This window comes from Pseudomonas sp. IT-P12, from assembly GCF_949767465.1.
Taxonomy (GTDB): Bacteria; Pseudomonadota; Gammaproteobacteria; order Pseudomonadales; family Pseudomonadaceae; genus Aquipseudomonas.
On sequence record NZ_CATKPY010000024.1, the window covers coordinates 408,398 to 424,093 of the forward strand.

The 15,696-nt window shown below is 61.9% G+C and carries 16 protein-coding genes; 11 read left to right on the plus strand and 5 right to left on the minus strand.

Annotation, left to right across the window (positions count from 1 at the left end; genetic code table 11):
• Positions 1-66: 66 nt before the first annotated feature.
• Positions 67-819, minus strand: a complete 753-nt coding sequence (locus ACM6IM_RS22795; protein ID WP_414866370.1) for a DUF2059 domain-containing protein — start codon at positions 817-819, stop codon at positions 67-69.
• A 108-nt stretch (positions 820-927) separates the two neighbouring features.
• Between ACM6IM_RS22795 and ACM6IM_RS22800 the strand changes: the two genes are divergently transcribed.
• Both ACM6IM_RS22800 and ACM6IM_RS22805 read left to right on the plus strand, forming a co-directional pair.
• Positions 928-1,560 carry a 2OG-Fe(II) oxygenase gene (locus tag ACM6IM_RS22800; RefSeq protein WP_414866371.1) on the plus strand — a complete coding sequence of 211 codons (633 nt, stop codon included), beginning with the start codon at positions 928-930 and terminating at the stop codon, positions 1,558-1,560.
• Positions 1,561-1,562: 2 nt separating this feature from the next.
• A complete protein-coding gene (locus ACM6IM_RS22805) occupies positions 1,563-2,048 on the plus strand; it encodes a DUF523 domain-containing protein (protein WP_414866372.1) in 486 nt (161 codons plus the stop codon).
• Between the two features lie 109 nt (positions 2,049-2,157).
• Here ACM6IM_RS22805 and ACM6IM_RS22810 read toward each other — a convergent pair whose 3' ends face one another.
• The gene (locus ACM6IM_RS22810; protein WP_414866373.1) at positions 2,158-2,754 is read right to left on the minus strand and encodes a transporter substrate-binding domain-containing protein; all 597 of its coding nucleotides are present in this window, start codon (positions 2,752-2,754) and stop codon (positions 2,158-2,160) included.
• Between the two features lie 135 nt (positions 2,755-2,889).
• On the opposite strand from ACM6IM_RS22810, the gene ACM6IM_RS22815 reads away from it, so the two are divergent.
• Entirely contained in the window at positions 2,890-3,315 is a 426-nt protein-coding gene (locus tag ACM6IM_RS22815; RefSeq protein WP_414866374.1) for a DUF4399 domain-containing protein, read from the plus strand.
• A 55-nt stretch (positions 3,316-3,370) separates the two neighbouring features.
• Here ACM6IM_RS22815 and serA read toward each other — a convergent pair whose 3' ends face one another.
• Positions 3,371-4,600, minus strand: a complete 1,230-nt coding sequence (gene serA / locus ACM6IM_RS22820) for a phosphoglycerate dehydrogenase (RefSeq protein ID WP_192306940.1) — start codon at positions 4,598-4,600, stop codon at positions 3,371-3,373.
• Positions 4,601-4,804: 204 nt separating this feature from the next.
• Here serA and ACM6IM_RS22825 point away from each other — a divergent pair, with 204 nt between their 5' ends.
• The 4 genes from ACM6IM_RS22825 to ACM6IM_RS22840 all read left to right on the plus strand — a co-directional run bounded on the left by ACM6IM_RS22825 (position 4,805) and on the right by ACM6IM_RS22840 (position 9,054).
• Entirely contained in the window at positions 4,805-6,199 is a 1,395-nt protein-coding gene (locus tag ACM6IM_RS22825; protein WP_201191577.1) for an FAD-binding oxidoreductase, read from the plus strand.
• A 36-nt stretch (positions 6,200-6,235) separates the two neighbouring features.
• Positions 6,236-6,901 carry a fumarylacetoacetate hydrolase family protein gene (locus tag ACM6IM_RS22830; RefSeq protein ID WP_192306936.1) on the plus strand — a complete coding sequence of 222 codons (666 nt, stop codon included), beginning with the start codon at positions 6,236-6,238 and terminating at the stop codon, positions 6,899-6,901.
• Between the two features lie 189 nt (positions 6,902-7,090).
• A complete protein-coding gene (locus ACM6IM_RS22835; RefSeq protein ID WP_414866375.1) occupies positions 7,091-8,020 on the plus strand; it encodes an SdiA-regulated domain-containing protein in 930 nt (309 codons plus the stop codon).
• Positions 8,021-8,136: 116 nt separating this feature from the next.
• Positions 8,137-9,054: an SdiA-regulated domain-containing protein gene (locus ACM6IM_RS22840; protein ID WP_414866376.1), complete on the plus strand. Its 918-nt coding sequence runs from the start codon at positions 8,137-8,139 to the stop codon at positions 9,052-9,054.
• Between the two features lie 107 nt (positions 9,055-9,161).
• Here the strand turns inward: ACM6IM_RS22840 and rpiA are convergent, their stop codons facing one another.
• Positions 9,162-9,836, minus strand: coding sequence for a ribose-5-phosphate isomerase RpiA (gene rpiA / locus ACM6IM_RS22845; protein ID WP_192306930.1), 675 nt, complete (start codon positions 9,834-9,836; stop codon positions 9,162-9,164).
• Between the two features lie 147 nt (positions 9,837-9,983).
• Between rpiA and ilvA the strand changes: the two genes are divergently transcribed.
• Positions 9,984-11,498, plus strand: a complete 1,515-nt coding sequence (gene ilvA / locus ACM6IM_RS22850) for a threonine ammonia-lyase, biosynthetic (protein ID WP_414866377.1) — start codon at positions 9,984-9,986, stop codon at positions 11,496-11,498.
• Between the two features lie 39 nt (positions 11,499-11,537).
• Complete coding sequence (locus ACM6IM_RS22855) at positions 11,538-11,963, plus strand: DUF2269 family protein (protein ID WP_414866378.1); 426 nt, start codon at positions 11,538-11,540, stop codon at positions 11,961-11,963.
• Positions 11,964-12,055: 92 nt separating this feature from the next.
• Here the strand turns inward: ACM6IM_RS22855 and ACM6IM_RS22860 are convergent, their stop codons facing one another.
• Positions 12,056-12,712 carry an HAD family hydrolase gene (locus ACM6IM_RS22860; RefSeq protein ID WP_414866379.1) on the minus strand — a complete coding sequence of 219 codons (657 nt, stop codon included), beginning with the start codon at positions 12,710-12,712 and terminating at the stop codon, positions 12,056-12,058.
• Positions 12,713-12,855: 143 nt separating this feature from the next.
• Here ACM6IM_RS22860 and ACM6IM_RS22865 point away from each other — a divergent pair, with 143 nt between their 5' ends.
• Both ACM6IM_RS22865 and ptsP read left to right on the plus strand, forming a co-directional pair.
• Entirely contained in the window at positions 12,856-13,335 is a 480-nt protein-coding gene (locus ACM6IM_RS22865; RefSeq protein ID WP_007897732.1) for an RNA pyrophosphohydrolase, read from the plus strand.
• 22 nt (positions 13,336-13,357) lie between these two features.
• Positions 13,358-15,637 carry a phosphoenolpyruvate--protein phosphotransferase gene (gene ptsP, locus ACM6IM_RS22870; protein WP_371050606.1) on the plus strand — a complete coding sequence of 760 codons (2,280 nt, stop codon included), beginning with the start codon at positions 13,358-13,360 and terminating at the stop codon, positions 15,635-15,637.
• Positions 15,638-15,696 lie beyond the last annotated feature (59 nt).

A 15,696-nucleotide genomic window follows, 5' to 3' on the forward strand; every position in this document is an offset into this window, starting at 1 on the left:
GCGGTGTGCGCAGGTCCATTGTGGGAGCGAGCCTGCTCGCGATAAGGGTTCAATAGGCGCAAGCGATCACTGACCGGAATTTGAAGTGCTCTGCCCCACCGCCAATCCCGCCCGAATCGCCGCCAGCGCCGCCTGGTAATACGCCTGGCCTTCCGCCGACTCGGCAAAGGTGGCGAACTCTTCCAGTTCGTTATCCGACAGGTCGCGATAGACATACAGCAGCGTGTTGTTCAGGTCGCTGCCGATCTGCTCCATCAAGCGCTGGCGCTGACCGTTCAACAGACCTTGCGCCTGTCCGCCGCCCAGCAGGCCGGGAATCATCGAACTCAGGCTGTCGGCCGCGACGCCGGCAATCGCCAGGCTGACCTCCGCGCCGGCTTCACGGGCAGGCAGGGCCTGGGCCAGGTGGCCAATGATCAGCAGGCGGCTGTCGCTGGCTTGCATCTTTGGCAGACCCTTGGCGTTTTTCGCCAGTTGATCGCGACGGGTCGCGAGCAATTCGGCGGCCACGATCTTCTTGCCCAGGGGGGACTGGAAGAAGGTCAGGGCGGGTTTCGGGTCGGCGAGGTTCTTGCGCAGCTGTGCTTCGGCACGCTGGTCGACGGCCTGCGGGGCAAAGCGTTGATTGCTGTTGTTCACCAGCGCCTGAAACACCGCCGGTGGCAGGCTGTTCTGGTAACGCTGCTGAGCCGCTGCCAGGGCGTCGTTGAAATGCGCGCGTTGTTCCGGCCAGCCGGCGACCTTGTACAACTGGTCGTGGCCGTCTGCCCAGGCGGGCATTACGCAGAACATCAACATTGAGAAAAGCAAACGACGCATAGGGACTCCTGTCGGCAGCCGACTATTCTCCGTGCGGCATACCGACTTGTCGAGAATTCGTATCAAGCCGCCGCGTGGCTCTGTCGGATTTTCGGGTACAGGAATACTATGCGCGCCATGCAAATATCCTCTGATCACCCGCTGCTGTTACGTATCGTCGACGAACTGGCTGAACACGGCTGGTCGCAGCAGAATATTTTCCTGCCTATGGATCTGACCCGGGCGCTGGCGGCTGAGTGCCGTAAACGTGCGGCCGAGGGCGAACTGGCCCCGGCCGCCGTGGGACGCGGGCCGACATCGGAGATCCGCGAAGCCATTCGCGGCGACAGGATCCAATGGATCGAGGCAGGTCAGGCGCCGGCGTGCGACAGCTACCTGGCGTTGATGGACAGCCTGCGCGAAGCGATCAATCGCGGCTTGTTCCTGGGCCTGGAGGATTTCGAAAGCCATTTCGCGCTGTACCCGCCCGGTGCTTTCTACCTCAGGCACCTCGACCGCTTCCGCGATGACGACCGGCGCACGGTGTCGGCGGTGCTGTACCTCAATGAGGCCTGGCTGCCCCAAGAGGGGGGCCAGTTGCGCATGTACCTCAAGGACCGTGGCGAGTACGACGTGTTGCCCACCGGCGGATGCCTGGTGGTGTTCCTGTCGGGCGAGGTGCCCCATGAAGTCCTGCCCGCGACCCGGGATCGCCTGTCGCTGACCGGCTGGTTCCGGCGTCGTGGCAACGAGCCGTTCTGATCATGCTTAAAGTCCTGGTGAGCCGCTGCCTGCTGGGGCACCGCGTGCGTTACGACGGCGGGGCCAGCGGGCCGTTCGATCAGCTCCAGCAATGGCTCGATGAAGGTCGTGTCGTGCCCTTGTGCCCGGAGGTGGCCGGTGGCTTGCCGACGCCTCGGGCGGCGGCGGAGATTCCGGGTGGGCAGGGCGCAGACGTACTGGAAGGGCGGGCGCCGGTGATCACCACCGAAGGCGAAGACGTCAGCGCGCAATTCCTGTCCGGGGCGCATCAGGCGCTGGCCTTGGTGCAAGCCCATGACATCCGCGTTGCCGTGCTCAAGGCCAACAGCCCGTCGTGCGGAAATCGGCTGACCTACGACGGCACCTTCAGTGGGGTGAAAGTCAGCGGCGAAGGGGTGACGGCGGCGTTGCTCAGGCGTCACGGCGTGCTGGTGTTCAGTGAGCTGGAGTTGGCCGAGGCGGCTGAGGCGTTGGCGGCGCAGCCCTGAGCCACCACCCAACCTTGTGGGAGCGGGCTTGCTCGCGAAAGCGGTCAGTCAGGCGGATGCATTTCAATGACACACCCAGTCGCGAGCAAGCCCGCTCCCACATGGGCCGTCATTGTTGGTGGGATTCGGGCTCGGCAACCGACTTTTGCGTAAGCCACTTCTGCTCCAGCGCCTGCAAACGGCCATCGGCCTTGATCCGCTGCAAGGCGTTTTCCAGGCTGGCGTGAAACGCCGGGTTGCCCTTCTGAAACGGAATCGCCAGGTTCACCGGCGAGGCGGCCTTGGGTTTTTCCTGCGCCAGGGACTGCACCAGCAGCATCGACTGCGGTTCTGCTTGTTTCTGCGCGAGCAATTCTCCATCGACCTGTGCATAAGGTTCGCTGAAGTCGAAACGATCCTTGAGTTCCGGGGTCAGTGCTATGTGGTTGATGGCGACGTCGTACTTGCCGCTTTCAACGCCGGTCAACAGATCGCTGGAATCGGTGACGACAAAGTCGGCCCGCACATCCAGTTCGTTGGCCAGCAACTGGCCCAGTTCGACTTCGAAGCCCGAGAGCTGGCCGTCGTCCTTGAAATTGAAGGGCGGTGTATTAGCCTCAAGGGCAATGCGCAATTCACCACGGTCGTTGACGTCGTCAATCAGTTCGGCATGGGCCAAAGGGCTCAAAAGGGGCAGCAGACAGATCAGGCCAGGCAGAAAGCGCATGGTCACTCCTTTGAATTTCTTGTTGCGACCCTTTGATTCAGGCTCGCTTTGCTATGGTTGTCGAGTGCCTTCGACAACGAATGGTCATGAAGTTGTCATGACCACGCGAATTTTATGAGAAAACTGGAGAAGAGAATGAAATCCTTTATGTCACGTGCGGCCTTGGCTGGCCTGCTGATGGGTGTTTCGGTGCTGGCCAGTGCGGCAACTCCGGCCCCCAAGGGCGCCGAAGTGTCCATCGTTTCTCCTGCGGACGGCGCCACGGTTCCCAAGACGTTCGTCGTCAAGTTCGCGGTCAAGAACATTGCGCTGGCGCCAGCCGGTGATGTGACCAAGAATACCGGTCACCACCATTTGCTGATCGACGTCAAGACGCTGCCGGCCGCCGATCAGCCGATCCCGACCGATGCCAACCACGTGCATTTCGGCAAGGCGCAGACCCAGGCCGAAGTGACGCTGACGCCGGGCGAGCACACGCTGCAACTGATGCTGGGCGACAGCGGCCACGTGCCGTTCGATCCGCCGATCGTCTCCGAGAAGATCACCGTCAACGTCAAATGACCCGTGCATGAAAAAGGGAGCCCGAGGGCTCCCTTTTTTGTCGCTCAAGTCGCGATCAGAACAGCACGCGGCAACGAATGGTGCCGTTGATGTGCTGCAGCTTCTCTTGCGCCAGGTCCGAGTACTCGGCGTCGACGTCGATGACCACGTAGCCGACTTTCTCGTTGGTCTGCAGGAACTGACCGGAGATGTTGATGCCGTTTTCGGCGAAGACCTTGTTGATCTCGCTCATCACACCCGGAATGTTCTCGTGGATGTGCAGCAGGCGGTGCTTGCCAGGGTGAGCCGGCAGGGCCACTTCCGGGAAGTTCACCGACGATACCGAGGTACCGTTGTCGCTGTACTTGACCAGTTTTTCCGCCACTTCCAGACCGATGTTGGCCTGGGCTTCGGCCGTGGAGCCGCCGATGTGCGGGGTCAGGATCACGTTGTCCAGGCCGCGCAGCGGGCTTTCGAACTCTTCGTCGTTGGAGCGTGGCTCCACCGGGAATACGTCGATGGCCGCGCCGATCAGGTGCTTGTCCTTGATGGCCGCCGCGAGGTGGTCCAGCTCGACCACGGTGCCGCGAGCGGCGTTGATCAGGATGCCGCCTTTCTTGATGGCGCGGATTTCCTTCTCGCCGATCATCCACTGGGTCGCAGCGGTTTCCGGCACGTGCAGGGTCACGATGTCGGACATGCCCAGCAGTTCGTGCAGGTTGCCGACCTGGGTCGCGTTGCCCAGTGGCAGCTTGGTCACGGTGTCGTAGAAGTACACCTGCATGCCCAGGCCTTCGGCCAGAACCGACAGCTGCGTGCCGATCGAGCCGTAACCGACGATGCCCAGCTTCTTGCCGCGGATCTCGAAGGAGTTGGCCGCGCTCTTGATCCAGCCGCCACGGTGGCAGGAAGCGTTCTTCTCAGGGATGCCGCGCAGCAACAGGATCGCTTCGGCCAGCACCAGCTCGGCAACGGAGCGGGTGTTGGAGTACGGCGCGTTGAATACGGCGATGCCGCGCTCGCGAGCCGCGTTCAGGTCAACCTGGTTGGTCCCGATGCAGAAACAACCCACCGCCACAAGCTTCTTCGCGTGGTCGAAGATCTCTTCGGTCAGTTGCGTGCGGGAGCGAATGCCGATGAAGTGAGCATCGGCGATCTTTTCCTTCAGTTGGGCTTCCGGCAGAGAACCGGTGAGGTACTCGATGCTGGTGTAGCCGGACGACTTGAGGACGTCGACAGCCGATTGGTGGACGCCTTCGAGAAGAAGGAACTTGATCTTGCTCTTATCGAGAGAAGTCTTGCTCATCTGCGTAAACCTGTATCCCGGAGAAAAATGGCAGGAAGGAACAGCCTGGAGCTGACCCCGACGGCAACAAAGCCGTCGCCGCAGCAGCGCCGTTGGGCACTATGCTGCGGGGTCGGTATGCTAGCATAAGCGCCCCGCTAAACACCCGTTCCTGCGACGTGAAGCGTTCTCAGGATGACCATGAATTGTTCGAGAGTTCTGTCGATGACCAATCCTGCCCTGATTGATGAACTGAAGTCTCTGGTCGAGCCTGGCAAGGTCCTGACCGATGCCGACTCCCTGAATGCTTACGGCAAGGATTGGACCAAGCATTTCGCGCCGGCACCGACGGCGATCGTGTTTCCCAAGACCATCGAACAGGTCCAGGCCATTGTCCGTTGGGCCAACCAGCACAAGGTGGCGCTGGTGCCGTCGGGCGGGCGCACCGGGCTGTCGGCAGCGGCCGTGGCGGCGAATGGCGAAGTGGTGGTGTCGTTCGACTACATGAATCAGATCCTAGATGTGAACCTGACCGACCGTACCGCCGTGTGCCAACCGGGCGTGGTCACCGAGCACCTGCAAAACGTTGCCGAAGAACAGGGCCTGTATTACCCGGTGGACTTCGCGTCTGCAGGTTCCAGCCAGATTGGCGGCAATATCGGCACCAATGCCGGCGGAATCAAAGTGATTCGCTACGGCATGACCCGCAACTGGGTCGCCGGCATGAAAGTGGTCACCGGCAAGGGCGATGTCCTTGAACTGAACCGCGACCTGATCAAGAACGCCACCGGCTACGACATGCGCCAGCTGTTCATCGGCGCCGAAGGCACCCTCGGTTTCGTGGTCGAGGCGACCATGCGCCTGGACCGGGCACCCAAGAACCTCACCGCCATGGTGCTCGGCACCGCCGATTTCGACGCGATCATGCCGGTGTTGCACGCCTTCCAGGGCAAGCTCGACTTGACCGCGTTCGAATTTTTCTCCGACAAGGCCCTGGCCAAGGTCATGGGCCGCGGTGACGTGCCGGCGCCCTTCGACACGGAATGCCCGTTCTACGCCCTGCTGGAATTCGAAGCGACCACCGAAGAAGTGGCCAACCAGGCCCTGGAAACCTTCGAGCACTGCGTCGAACAGGGCTGGGTGCTCGATGGCGTGATGAGCCAGAGCGAAACCCAATTGCAGAACCTGTGGAAGCTGCGCGAGTACATCTCCGAAACCATTTCCCACTGGACCCCGTACAAGAACGATATTTCGGTCACTGTGTCGAAAGTGCCGGCCTTCCTGAAGGAAATCGACGCGATCGTCGGTGAACATTACCCGGACTTCGAAATCGTCTGGTTCGGTCACATCGGGGACGGCAACCTGCACCTGAATATTCTCAAGCCGGATAACCTCAGCAAGGACGAGTTTTTCGCCAAGTGCGCAACGGTCAACAAGTGGGTGTTTGAAACCGTCGAGAAGTACAACGGCTCGATTTCCGCCGAGCACGGCGTGGGCATGACCAAACGTGATTACTTGACCTACAGCCGCTCACCGGTTGAGATCGAGTACATGAAAGCGCTCAAGGCGGTATTCGATCCGAATGGCATCATGAACCCGGGCAAGATTTTCGCTGTTTGACGTTTGAATTTATGAGCCACGAACCAGGAGTCGGTCATGAGCTATCAGCACCAGTATGTCGACGGCACGCGTATCCACTTTCCGTTGGGAAAAGTGGTGTGCATCGGGCGTAACTACGCCGAACACGCCAAGGAACTGGACAACCCGGTCCCTACGGAGCCCTTGCTGTTCATCAAGCCAGGCAGCTGCGTCGTGCCCCTTGAAGGCGGCTTCAGCATTCCGACCGAGCGTGGCTCGGTGCATTACGAGGCAGAAATTGCGGTGTTGATCGGCAAGCCACTGTCGACCAAACCCAGCCGTGAAGAAGTGCTCGACGCGATTTCCGGCTTTGCACCGGCCCTGGACCTGACCTTGCGCGACAAGCAGGCCGAGTTGAAATCCAAGGGCCTGCCCTGGGAAATCGCCAAGTCCTTCGACGGCGCGGCAGTGATTGCCCCGTTCGTGTCCGGCAGCACCTTCGCCGACCTGACCGACATCGGCATTCGCCTGACCATCAACGGTGAAGTCCGTCAGGATGGCAACAGCAGCGTGATGCTCAACCCGATCGTGCCGATGATCCAGTACATGGCGGGCTGCTTCTCGCTGCAAGCCGGTGACGTGATCCTGACCGGCACGCCGGTGGGCGTCGGTCCGCTGAATGTGGGCGATGAGATCGTTCTCGAACTGCCGGGCGCCAGCCGCTTCACCAGCAGCGTGCGCTGACTCGGCGCCCCCATCCTGCAGGAGCGAACCTGCTCGCTCCTGCAGGGGATTGGTGTGTGAGTTCACAGGGCAATCCCGCCATTTGCCGTTTTTTTCACATCTGGTCTGGATAATTCCGGGGCTTGCGGCGTCTGAGCCGGTCCCAATTGTGCTATTACCCTTAGCCTGAATTTCTGGAAAGCATCCCCGATGGCCACTCAACCGTTGCCCACGCTCAAGACTGCCCGCCGCCCGCGCTTTTTCATGCGTTGGTATTCCTGGCTTTTGTTGGCGGTTGCCGCAGCGTACGGCCTCGCGTTCGCGATGCATTGGGACGACCGAGGCATCCTCTGGGTGCTTGAGCGTTTCGAAAGCCCCGCCGAACGCCAGGAAAGCATCTGGCTGCCGGATTACCGGGTGGTGATCGATGCCAAGCCGTTGCCGGGGATGGAAAAGGACGAAGCGTCCGACCTGGCGTACAACCCTCAAACCAAAACCCTGTTCGCGGTCATGGGCAAGAACCCGTTCCTGGCCGAACTGACCCTGCAGGGCGAAGTGCTGCGCAAGATGCCTCTGGTGGGCTGGAGCAACCCGGAAGCGGTGACGGTCATGGGCAACGGCCTGCTGGCCATCGTCGATGAGCGCGAACATCTGCTGACCATCGTCAAGGTCGACGCCGACACCCGCGAGCTGAACATCGCCAACTTTCCGAAATACGATCTCGGTCCGTCGGAGGACCAGAACAAGGCCTTCGAAGCGGTCGTCTGGGATGCGCACAAGCAGCAGATGCTGCTGGGTGAAGAGCGGCCCGCGGCACTGTTCACCTGGAAGAGCAGCGATGGTCAGACACTGACCGGCGACAAGCAAAAGCTGGCCAGTGACGAATTGGACATCCGCAATCTGTCGGCGCTGGCCATTGATCCACGCACCCGGCATACGCTGGCGTTGTCCGCTGATTCCCATCTGTTGCTGGAGTTGGACGAGAAGGGCGAACAAGTGAGCTTCATGACCTTGCTCGGCGGTTTCAATGGCCTGAAAAAGACCATTCCCCGTGCTGAAGGTGTGACCATGGACGAGGCGGGCACGCTGTACATGGTCAGCGAACCCAACCTGTTCTATCGTTTCGAGCAGCAGCACTGACCCGGGTTTTGTAGGAAACATCACCCCCAGTTGTAGGCTTGGGCTAATGGCCATTAAGCTTGAATTCAGACTGCCGTGGTATTTCATCCACCTGTCCTGATCCCGAGCTTGCCTGAATGCGCCGATTTGCCCGTCCCAAACCCCTGATGCTGATCCTGTTGGCGATTACGCTGCTCATACTGGTTGCGGTTGGCCAGTACCTGCGTTTGTTCGAGCGCGCCTGGTTCAACCTGAACACGCTTTGGCAGCCGGAAAGCGCTCAGTCCATCGGGCTGGGTCACTATCACGTCACGGTCGAGGGCCGCAGCATCGAGGGCCTGGATGACGACGTGTCGGCGCTGACCTTCGATCCGGTGCGCAAGAGCCTGTTCACCGTCACCAACAAAAATTCCGAACTGATCGAGTTGTCCCTCGAGGGGCAGATCATCCGGCGCATTGCCCTGGTCGGTTTCGGCGACCCGGAAGCCGTGGAGTTCATCAGCGCCGACACCTACGTGATCACCGACGAACGCCAGCAGCGGCTGATCAAGATTCATGTCGAGCAAGACACCACGTTTCTCGACGCCGCAGAAGCCGAGCAGATGACGCTGGGCATGCACATGAGCAGCAACAAGGGCTTCGAAGGGTTGGCCTATGACTCGGTGGGCAAGCGCCTGTTTGTCGCCAAGGAACGCGACCCGATGCTGATCTATGAAGTGCAGGGGTTCCCGCATCACAACCCGGAAAAATCCTACGCGGTGCATGTGGTCAACAATCCCAAGCGCGATGCCGGGATGTTTGTCCGGGACCTGTCGAGCCTGCAATACGACGAACGCAGCGGCCATTTGCTGGCGCTGTCCGATGAGTCGGGGCTGATTCTGGAACTGGATGTGGACGGGCGGCCGCTCAGTACCCTGTCATTGGGCAAGGGGCGTCACGGTTTGAAAAAGACCGTACCGCAAGCGGAAGGCATCGCCATGGATGACGACGGCACCCTGTACCTGGTGAGCGAGCCGAACCTGTTCTACGTGTTCAGGAAGCCGGCGCAGCCCTGACCGGCACGTCTTGACCCAGAAAGGTGAGCGAGCCTGCTCGCGATGCGGCCTGACATTCAACGTTGTCTGATAAGCCCTGTCGCGAGCAGGCTCGCTCCCGGATGGCGTTACTCCGCGCGCAGGGTTTTCACGCCTTCGCTCGTCCCCAGCAACAGCAGGTCCGCCGGCCGGGCGGCGAACAGGCCGTTGGTGACCACGCCGACAATCGCATTGATCTGCGTTTCCAGTTCCACCGGGTTGGTGATCTGCAGGTTGAACACGTCGAGGATGATGTTGCCGTTGTCGGTCAGCACGCCTTCACGGTAAACCGGGTCGCCGCCGAGCTTGACCAGTTGGCGGGCCACGTGGCTGCGGGCCATTGGAATCACTTCAACCGGCAACGGGAACGCCCCGAGCACGGGTACCAGTTTGCTGGCGTCGGCGATGCAGATGAACGTCTTGGCCACGGCGGCGACGATCTTCTCGCGGGTCAGGGCTGCGCCGCCGCCCTTGATCAGGTTCAGGTGCTCATCGCTCTCGTCGGCGCCGTCGACGTAGAACTCCAGGTCGCTGACGGTATTGAGCTCGTACACCGGGATGCCGTGGCCCTTGAGGCGCGCGGCGGTGGCTTCGGAACTGGCGACCGCGCCGTCGAAGGCGCCCTTGTGCCGGGCCAGGGCGTCGATGAAGCAGTTGGCGGTAGAGCCGGTGCCGACCCCGACGATGCTCTTGTCATCGAGTTTCGGGAGGATGAAGTCGACGGCAGCCTGGGCCACGGCCTGTTTGAGTTGATCCTGGGTCATGCGGGCTCCGGAAGCGGGCAGGGGGAAACGGAAAGGCCGGCATTATAGCCCCTTGCACGACCAAAACCTCTTGATTCGTGTGGTCGCACGGCTGAAAGCCGGGTTAGACTCCCTGGCCCTGCCCAACCCGCTCAGTGATGCTTTCCGATGCTCGAACAGTACGTCAAAAAGATCCTCACCTCGCGCGTTTATGACGTTGCCGTAGAAACCCCGCTGCAGGCTGCCCGCCAGCTCTCCGAACGGCTGGGCAACCATATTCTGCTCAAGCGCGAAGACTTGCAGCCGGTGTTCTCGTTCAAGATTCGCGGGGCCTACAACAAGCTGACGCAACTGAGCGACGAAGAGCGCGCCCGTGGCGTCGTCACCGCGTCGGCGGGCAACCACGCTCAGGGCCTGGCTCTGGCCGCCAAGGTGCTGGGCGTCAAGGCCACTATCGTGATGCCCAAGACCACGCCGGAAATCAAGGTCGAGGGCGTACGTTCACGGGGCGGTAAAGTGGTGCTGCACGGCGATTCGTTCCCGGAAGCCCTGGCCTACTCGTTGAAACTGGTCGATGAAAAAGGCTACGTCTACATCCACCCCTACGACGATCCCCACACCATTGCCGGGCAGGGCACGGTGGCCATGGAAATTCTGCGCCAGCACCCGGGACGCCTGGATGCGATCTTCGTTCCGGTGGGCGGCGGTGGCCTCATTGCCGGCATCGCCGCGTACGCCAAATACCTGCGCCCGGACATCCGCATCATCGGCGTGGAGCCGGATGACTCCAATTGCCTGCAAGCGGCGATGGCGGCGGGCGAGCGCGTGGTCCTGCCGACGGTGGGCATCTTTGCCGATGGCGTGGCGGTCGCGCAGATCGGCCAGCACACCTTTGACATCTGCAAGGATCATGTCGACGAGGTGATCACCGTCAGCACCGACGAGATCTGTGCCGCCATCAAGGATATCTACGACGATACCCGCTCGATCACCGAACCTGCCGGCGCCCTGGGCGTGGCCGGGATCAAGAAGTACGTCGAGCAGCACGCCGTGACGGGTCAGACCTTCGTGGCGATCGATTCCGGCGCCAACGTCAACTTCGACCGCCTGCGTCACGTCGCCGAGCGCGCCGAACTGGGTGAAGGCCGCGAAGCCATCATCGCCGTGACCATTCCCGAGAAACCGGGCAGCTTCAAGGCGTTCTGCGAGGCCATCGGCAAGCGTCAGATCACCGAATTCAATTACCGCTACAACACCGGCAGCGAGGCGCACATTTTCGTCGGCGTGCAGACGCACCCGGAAAACGATCCGCGCAGCGCACTGATTGCCAGCCTGACCGGGCAGGGTTTCCCGGTGCTGGACCTGACCGACAACGAACTGGCCAAGCTGCACATCCGTCATATGGTCGGTGGCCGCGCGGCCCAGGTCGTCGATGAAGTGGTGCTGCGTTTCGAGTTCCCGGAGCGACCAGGCGCGCTGTTCAACTTCCTCAACAAGCTTGGCGGTCGCTGGAACATTTCGATGTTCCACTACCGCAACCACGGCGCGGCGGACGGCCGGGTGGTGGCGGGCCTCCAGGTCCCTCACGACGAGCGTCACCTGGTGCCCGCCGCCCTTGAGGAAATCGGCTACCCGTACTGGGATGAAAGCGACAACCCGGCTTACCAGCTGTTTCTTGGCTGAGCGGCTACGCTGATGGGCAACGCATAAGGAAATCGAACCATGGAAACCTTGACCGCCCTGAAATTGGCGCATGTCGTGGCCACGGTGCTGCTGTTGCTCGGCGCGCTGGGGCTGGCGATCTGGGTCTGGCATGCCCGGCGCAAGGGGGATGCCACGGCCGCCAGCCGCACGCTGCAGCGGCCTCGGGTTTTCGTCTGGCTGGTGATGGGGCTGGCGTTGCTGAGCCTGCCGTTTACCGGCTGGTCGATGGTGCATCAGGTGGGCTGGCCGTTGGGGCAGACCTGGCTGCTGGCCTCCAGCGTGCTTTATACCGTGGCGGCGCTGGCGTGGTTCTGGCTGTTGGTGCGGCTGAACAGGTTGCGGGGGACGCCGGGCAGCGTGGGCAAGTTCAGCGTTGTGCTGGCGGTGTTCGGTTTTGTCTGTTTCATCGCGATTGCGGGGTTGATGGGGGCCAAGCCGGTTTAGGGCCCTGAGTCGGGCTGGACCTTTCGCGAGCGGGCTCGCTCCCACTTGGAAGGGGATCTCTTGTGGGAGCGAGCCGGCTCGCGATAGCGATGTCAGCCTCGCAATGAAATCACCGGCCAGCCACGCTTCTCGGCCTCGGCGCGCAGGTTCGGGTCCGGATCGACCGCCACCGGGTTGTTCACCTGCTCCAGCAGCGGCAAGTCATTCATCGAGTCGCTATAGAAGTAGCTGTCCTGCAGCGAATACCCGGTTTCTTCCAGCCAGCGGTTCAGCCGCGTCACCTTGCCTTCCCGGAAGCAAGGGATGTCGGTGCTGCGCCCGGTGTAGCGACCATCGACCATTTCGCATTCGGTGGCGATCAGGGTGTCGACGCCCAGTCGTGCGGCAATTGGCCCGGTGACAAAACGGTTGGTGGCGGTGATGATCACCAGCTTGTCACCCGCTTCACGGTGTTTGGCCAGCAGCGCCATGGCCTTGGGCAGCACGATGGGTTCGATGCAGTCGCGCATGTAGTCCAGGTGCCATTGGTCCAGCGTGGCCATTTCGGTGCGGCCCAGCACTTCAAGGCAGAAATTCAGGTAGGCGGCGTTATCCAGCTGGCCGGCCAGGTAGTCCTGGTAGAACGCATCGTTGCGGGTCTTGTAGGCCACGGCGTCGAGGAAGCCGCGTTCACACAGGTAATCGCCCCAGGCGTGGTCACTGTCGCCGCCCAGGAGGGTGTTGTCCAAGTCGAATAAAGCCAGGCGCATTGCGGTTACTCGCTGAAAAGTCTGTAGAAAGGCGCCCAGAATACGGACTTTTCACCAGAGTGCACATAAGGTCGGTCGGCGCGTTGCTGCCTTCACGACCTTTGTGGAACAATGCGGCGACATGCGTTTGCGAGGTTGTTGCCGTGATCGACCCCGATGGTTTCCGCCCCAATGTCGGGATCATTCTCACGAATGATGCCGGACAGGTGCTATGGGCTCGCCGTATCAATCAGGATGCCTGGCAGTTTCCGCAGGGGGGGATCAACCCTCAGGAGACGCCGGAGGACGCCTTGTACCGCGAGCTGAACGAAGAAGTGGGCCTGGAGCGCGAGGATGTTGAAATTCTCGCCTGTACCCGGGGCTGGTTGCGCTATCGTTTGCCGCAACGCCTGGTCCGTACCCACAGCCAACCGCTGTGCATCGGCCAGAAGCAGAAATGGTTTCTCCTGCGCCTGATCTCCAACGAGCAGCGGGTGCGGATGGATTTGACCGGTAAACCGGAGTTCGATGGCTGGCGCTGGGTCAGCTATTGGTATCCGTTGGGCCAGGTGGTGACATTCAAGCGCGAGGTGTATCGACGCGCTCTCAAAGAGCTTGCCCCGCGCCTTTTAGCGCGCGACTGACGACGGAGTTCGACCCCGAGCCATGCTCAATACGCTGCGCAAGATCGTCCAGGAAGTTAACTCCGCCAAGGATCTCAAGGCGGCGTTGGGGATTATTGTGTTGCGCGTCAAAGAGGCCATGGGCAGCCAGGTCTGCTCGGTCTACCTGCTTGATCCCGAGACCAACCGCTTCGTGCTGATGGCGACCGAGGGCTTGAACAAGCGCTCGATCGGCAAGGTCAGCATGGCGCCCAACGAAGGTCTGGTCGGCCTGGTCGGCACGCGTGAAGAACCCCTGAACCTCGAAAATGCCGCGGATCACCCGCGCTACCGCTACTTCGCCGAGACCGGTGAAGAGCGCTACGCCTCTTTCCTCGGGGCGCCGATCATCCACCACCGTCGCGTCGTCGGCGTGTTGGTCATCCAGCAAAAGGAACGTCGCCAGTTCGACGAAGGTGAAGAAGCCTTCCTCGTGACCATGAGCGCGCAGCTCGCCGGCGTTATCGCCCACGCCGAGGCCACCGGCTCGATCCGCGGCCTGGGCCGCCAGGGCAAGGGCATCCAGGAAGCCAAGTTCGTCGGCGTGCCGGGTTCGCCGGGCGCCGCGGTCGGCACCGCAGTGGTCATGCTGCCACCGGCCGACCTGGACGTGGTGCCGGACAAGACCATCACCGACATCGACGCCGAGCTGAAGCTGTTCAAGACCGCCATCGAAGGCGTACGCGCCGACATGCGTGCCCTGTCCGCCAAGCTGGCCACCCAGTTGCGGCCCGAGGAGCGGGCGCTGTTCGACGTCTACCTGATGATGCTCGACGACGCCGCGCTGGGTAATGAAGTGACCACGGTGATCAAGACCGGCCAGTGGGCCCAGGGCGCGTTGCGCCAAGTGGTCACCGATCACGTCAACCGTTTCGAACTGATGGACGACGCCTACCTGCGCGAGCGCGCCTCGGACGTCAAGGACCTGGGGCGCCGCCTGCTCGCCTACCTGCAGGAAGAGCGCCAGCAGAACCTGGTCTACCCGGAAAAAACCATTCTGGTCGCCGAGGAACTGACGCCGGCCATGCTCGGCGAGGTGCCGGAAGGCACGCTGGTCGGCCTGGTCTCGGTGCTCGGTTCGGGCAACTCCCACGTCGCGATCCTGGCCCGGGCCATGGGCATCCCGACGGTGATGGGCCTGGTCGACCTGCCGTACGCCAAGGTCGACGGCATCGGCATGATCGTCGACGGCCATCGCGGTGAGGTCTTCACCAACCCCAGCGAAGTATTGCGCAAGCAATTTGCCGAGGTGGTGGAAGAAGAGAAGCAACTGGCCCTGGGCCTCGATTCCCTGCGCGACCTGCCCTGCGTGACCGTCGACGGTCACCGCATGCCGCTGTGGGTCAACACCGGCCTGCTGGCGGACGTGGCGCGGGCGCAGAAGCGCGGCGCCGAAGGCGTAGGTCTGTACCGCACCGAAGTGCCGTTCATGATCAACCAGCGCTTCCCCAGCGAAAAGGAGCAGCTGGCGATCTATCGCGAGCAGCTCGCCGCGTTCCACCCGCAACCGGTGACCATGCGTACGCTGGACATCGGTGGCGACAAGGCGCTGTCGTACTTCCCGATCAAGGAAGACAACCCGTTCCTTGGCTGGCGCGGGATTCGCGTCACCCTCGACCACCCGGAAATCTTCCTGGTGCAGACCCGCGCGATGCTCAAGGCCAGCGAAGGCCTGAACAACCTGCGCATTCTGCTGCCGATGATCTCCGGCATCCATGAACTCGAAGAAGCCCTGCACCTGATTCACCGGGCCTGGGGCGAAGTGCGCGACGAAGGCACCGACGTGCCGATGCCGCCGATTGGCGTGATGATCGAGATTCCGGCAGCGGTGTACCAGACCAAGGAACTGGCGCGGCAGGTGGACTTCCTGTCGGTCGGCTCCAACGACCTGACCCAGTACCTGCTGGCCGTGGACCGTAACAACCCACGGGTGGCGGATCTCTACGACTACCTGCACCCGGCGGTGCTCCAGGCGTTGCAGAACGTGGTGCGTGATGCCCATGCCGAAGGCAAGCCGGTGAGTATCTGCGGCGAGATGGCCGGCGACCCGGCGGCGGCGGTGCTGTTGATGGCGATGGGCTTCGACAGCCTGTCGATGAACGCCACCAACTTGCCGAAGGTGAAGTGGATGCTGCGCCAGATCAACCTGGACATGGCCAAGGAGTTGCTGGCCGAATTGATGACCATCGACAACCCGCAGGTGATCCACAGCTCGCTGCAACTGGCGCTGAAGAACCTCGGGTTGGCGCGGATGGTCAACCCGGCGGCGGCCAAGGTTCTCTGAAACCGAGGTCGCCTTCGCGAACAGGCTCGCGCCCACGGTGGAACTGTGTACACAGAGCC

Coding starts and splice junctions, on each gene's coding strand:
- ACM6IM_RS22815 (WP_414866374.1), top strand. CDS start 2,890: ATGAAATCCTTTATGTCACGTGCGGCCTTGGCTGGCCTGCTGATGGGT.
- ACM6IM_RS22795 (WP_414866370.1), bottom strand. CDS start 819: ATGCGTCGTTTGCTTTTCTCAATGTTGATGTTCTGCGTAATGCCCGCC.
- serA (WP_192306940.1), bottom strand. CDS start 4,600: ATGAGCAAGACTTCTCTCGATAAGAGCAAGATCAAGTTCCTTCTTCTC.
- ptsP (WP_371050606.1), top strand. CDS start 13,358: ATGCTCAATACGCTGCGCAAGATCGTCCAGGAAGTTAACTCCGCCAAG.
- ilvA (WP_414866377.1), top strand. CDS start 9,984: ATGCTCGAACAGTACGTCAAAAAGATCCTCACCTCGCGCGTTTATGAC.
- ACM6IM_RS22805 (WP_414866372.1), top strand. CDS start 1,563: ATGCTTAAAGTCCTGGTGAGCCGCTGCCTGCTGGGGCACCGCGTGCGT.
- ACM6IM_RS22825 (WP_201191577.1), top strand. CDS start 4,805: ATGACCAATCCTGCCCTGATTGATGAACTGAAGTCTCTGGTCGAGCCT.
- ACM6IM_RS22810 (WP_414866373.1), bottom strand. CDS start 2,754: ATGCGCTTTCTGCCTGGCCTGATCTGTCTGCTGCCCCTTTTGAGCCCT.
- ACM6IM_RS22855 (WP_414866378.1), top strand. CDS start 11,538: ATGGAAACCTTGACCGCCCTGAAATTGGCGCATGTCGTGGCCACGGTG.
- ACM6IM_RS22800 (WP_414866371.1), top strand. CDS start 928: ATGCGCGCCATGCAAATATCCTCTGATCACCCGCTGCTGTTACGTATC.
- rpiA (WP_192306930.1), bottom strand. CDS start 9,836: ATGACCCAGGATCAACTCAAACAGGCCGTGGCCCAGGCTGCCGTCGAC.
- ACM6IM_RS22840 (WP_414866376.1), top strand. CDS start 8,137: ATGCGCCGATTTGCCCGTCCCAAACCCCTGATGCTGATCCTGTTGGCG.
- ACM6IM_RS22835 (WP_414866375.1), top strand. CDS start 7,091: ATGGCCACTCAACCGTTGCCCACGCTCAAGACTGCCCGCCGCCCGCGC.
- ACM6IM_RS22860 (WP_414866379.1), bottom strand. CDS start 12,712: ATGCGCCTGGCTTTATTCGACTTGGACAACACCCTCCTGGGCGGCGAC.
- ACM6IM_RS22830 (WP_192306936.1), top strand. CDS start 6,236: ATGAGCTATCAGCACCAGTATGTCGACGGCACGCGTATCCACTTTCCG.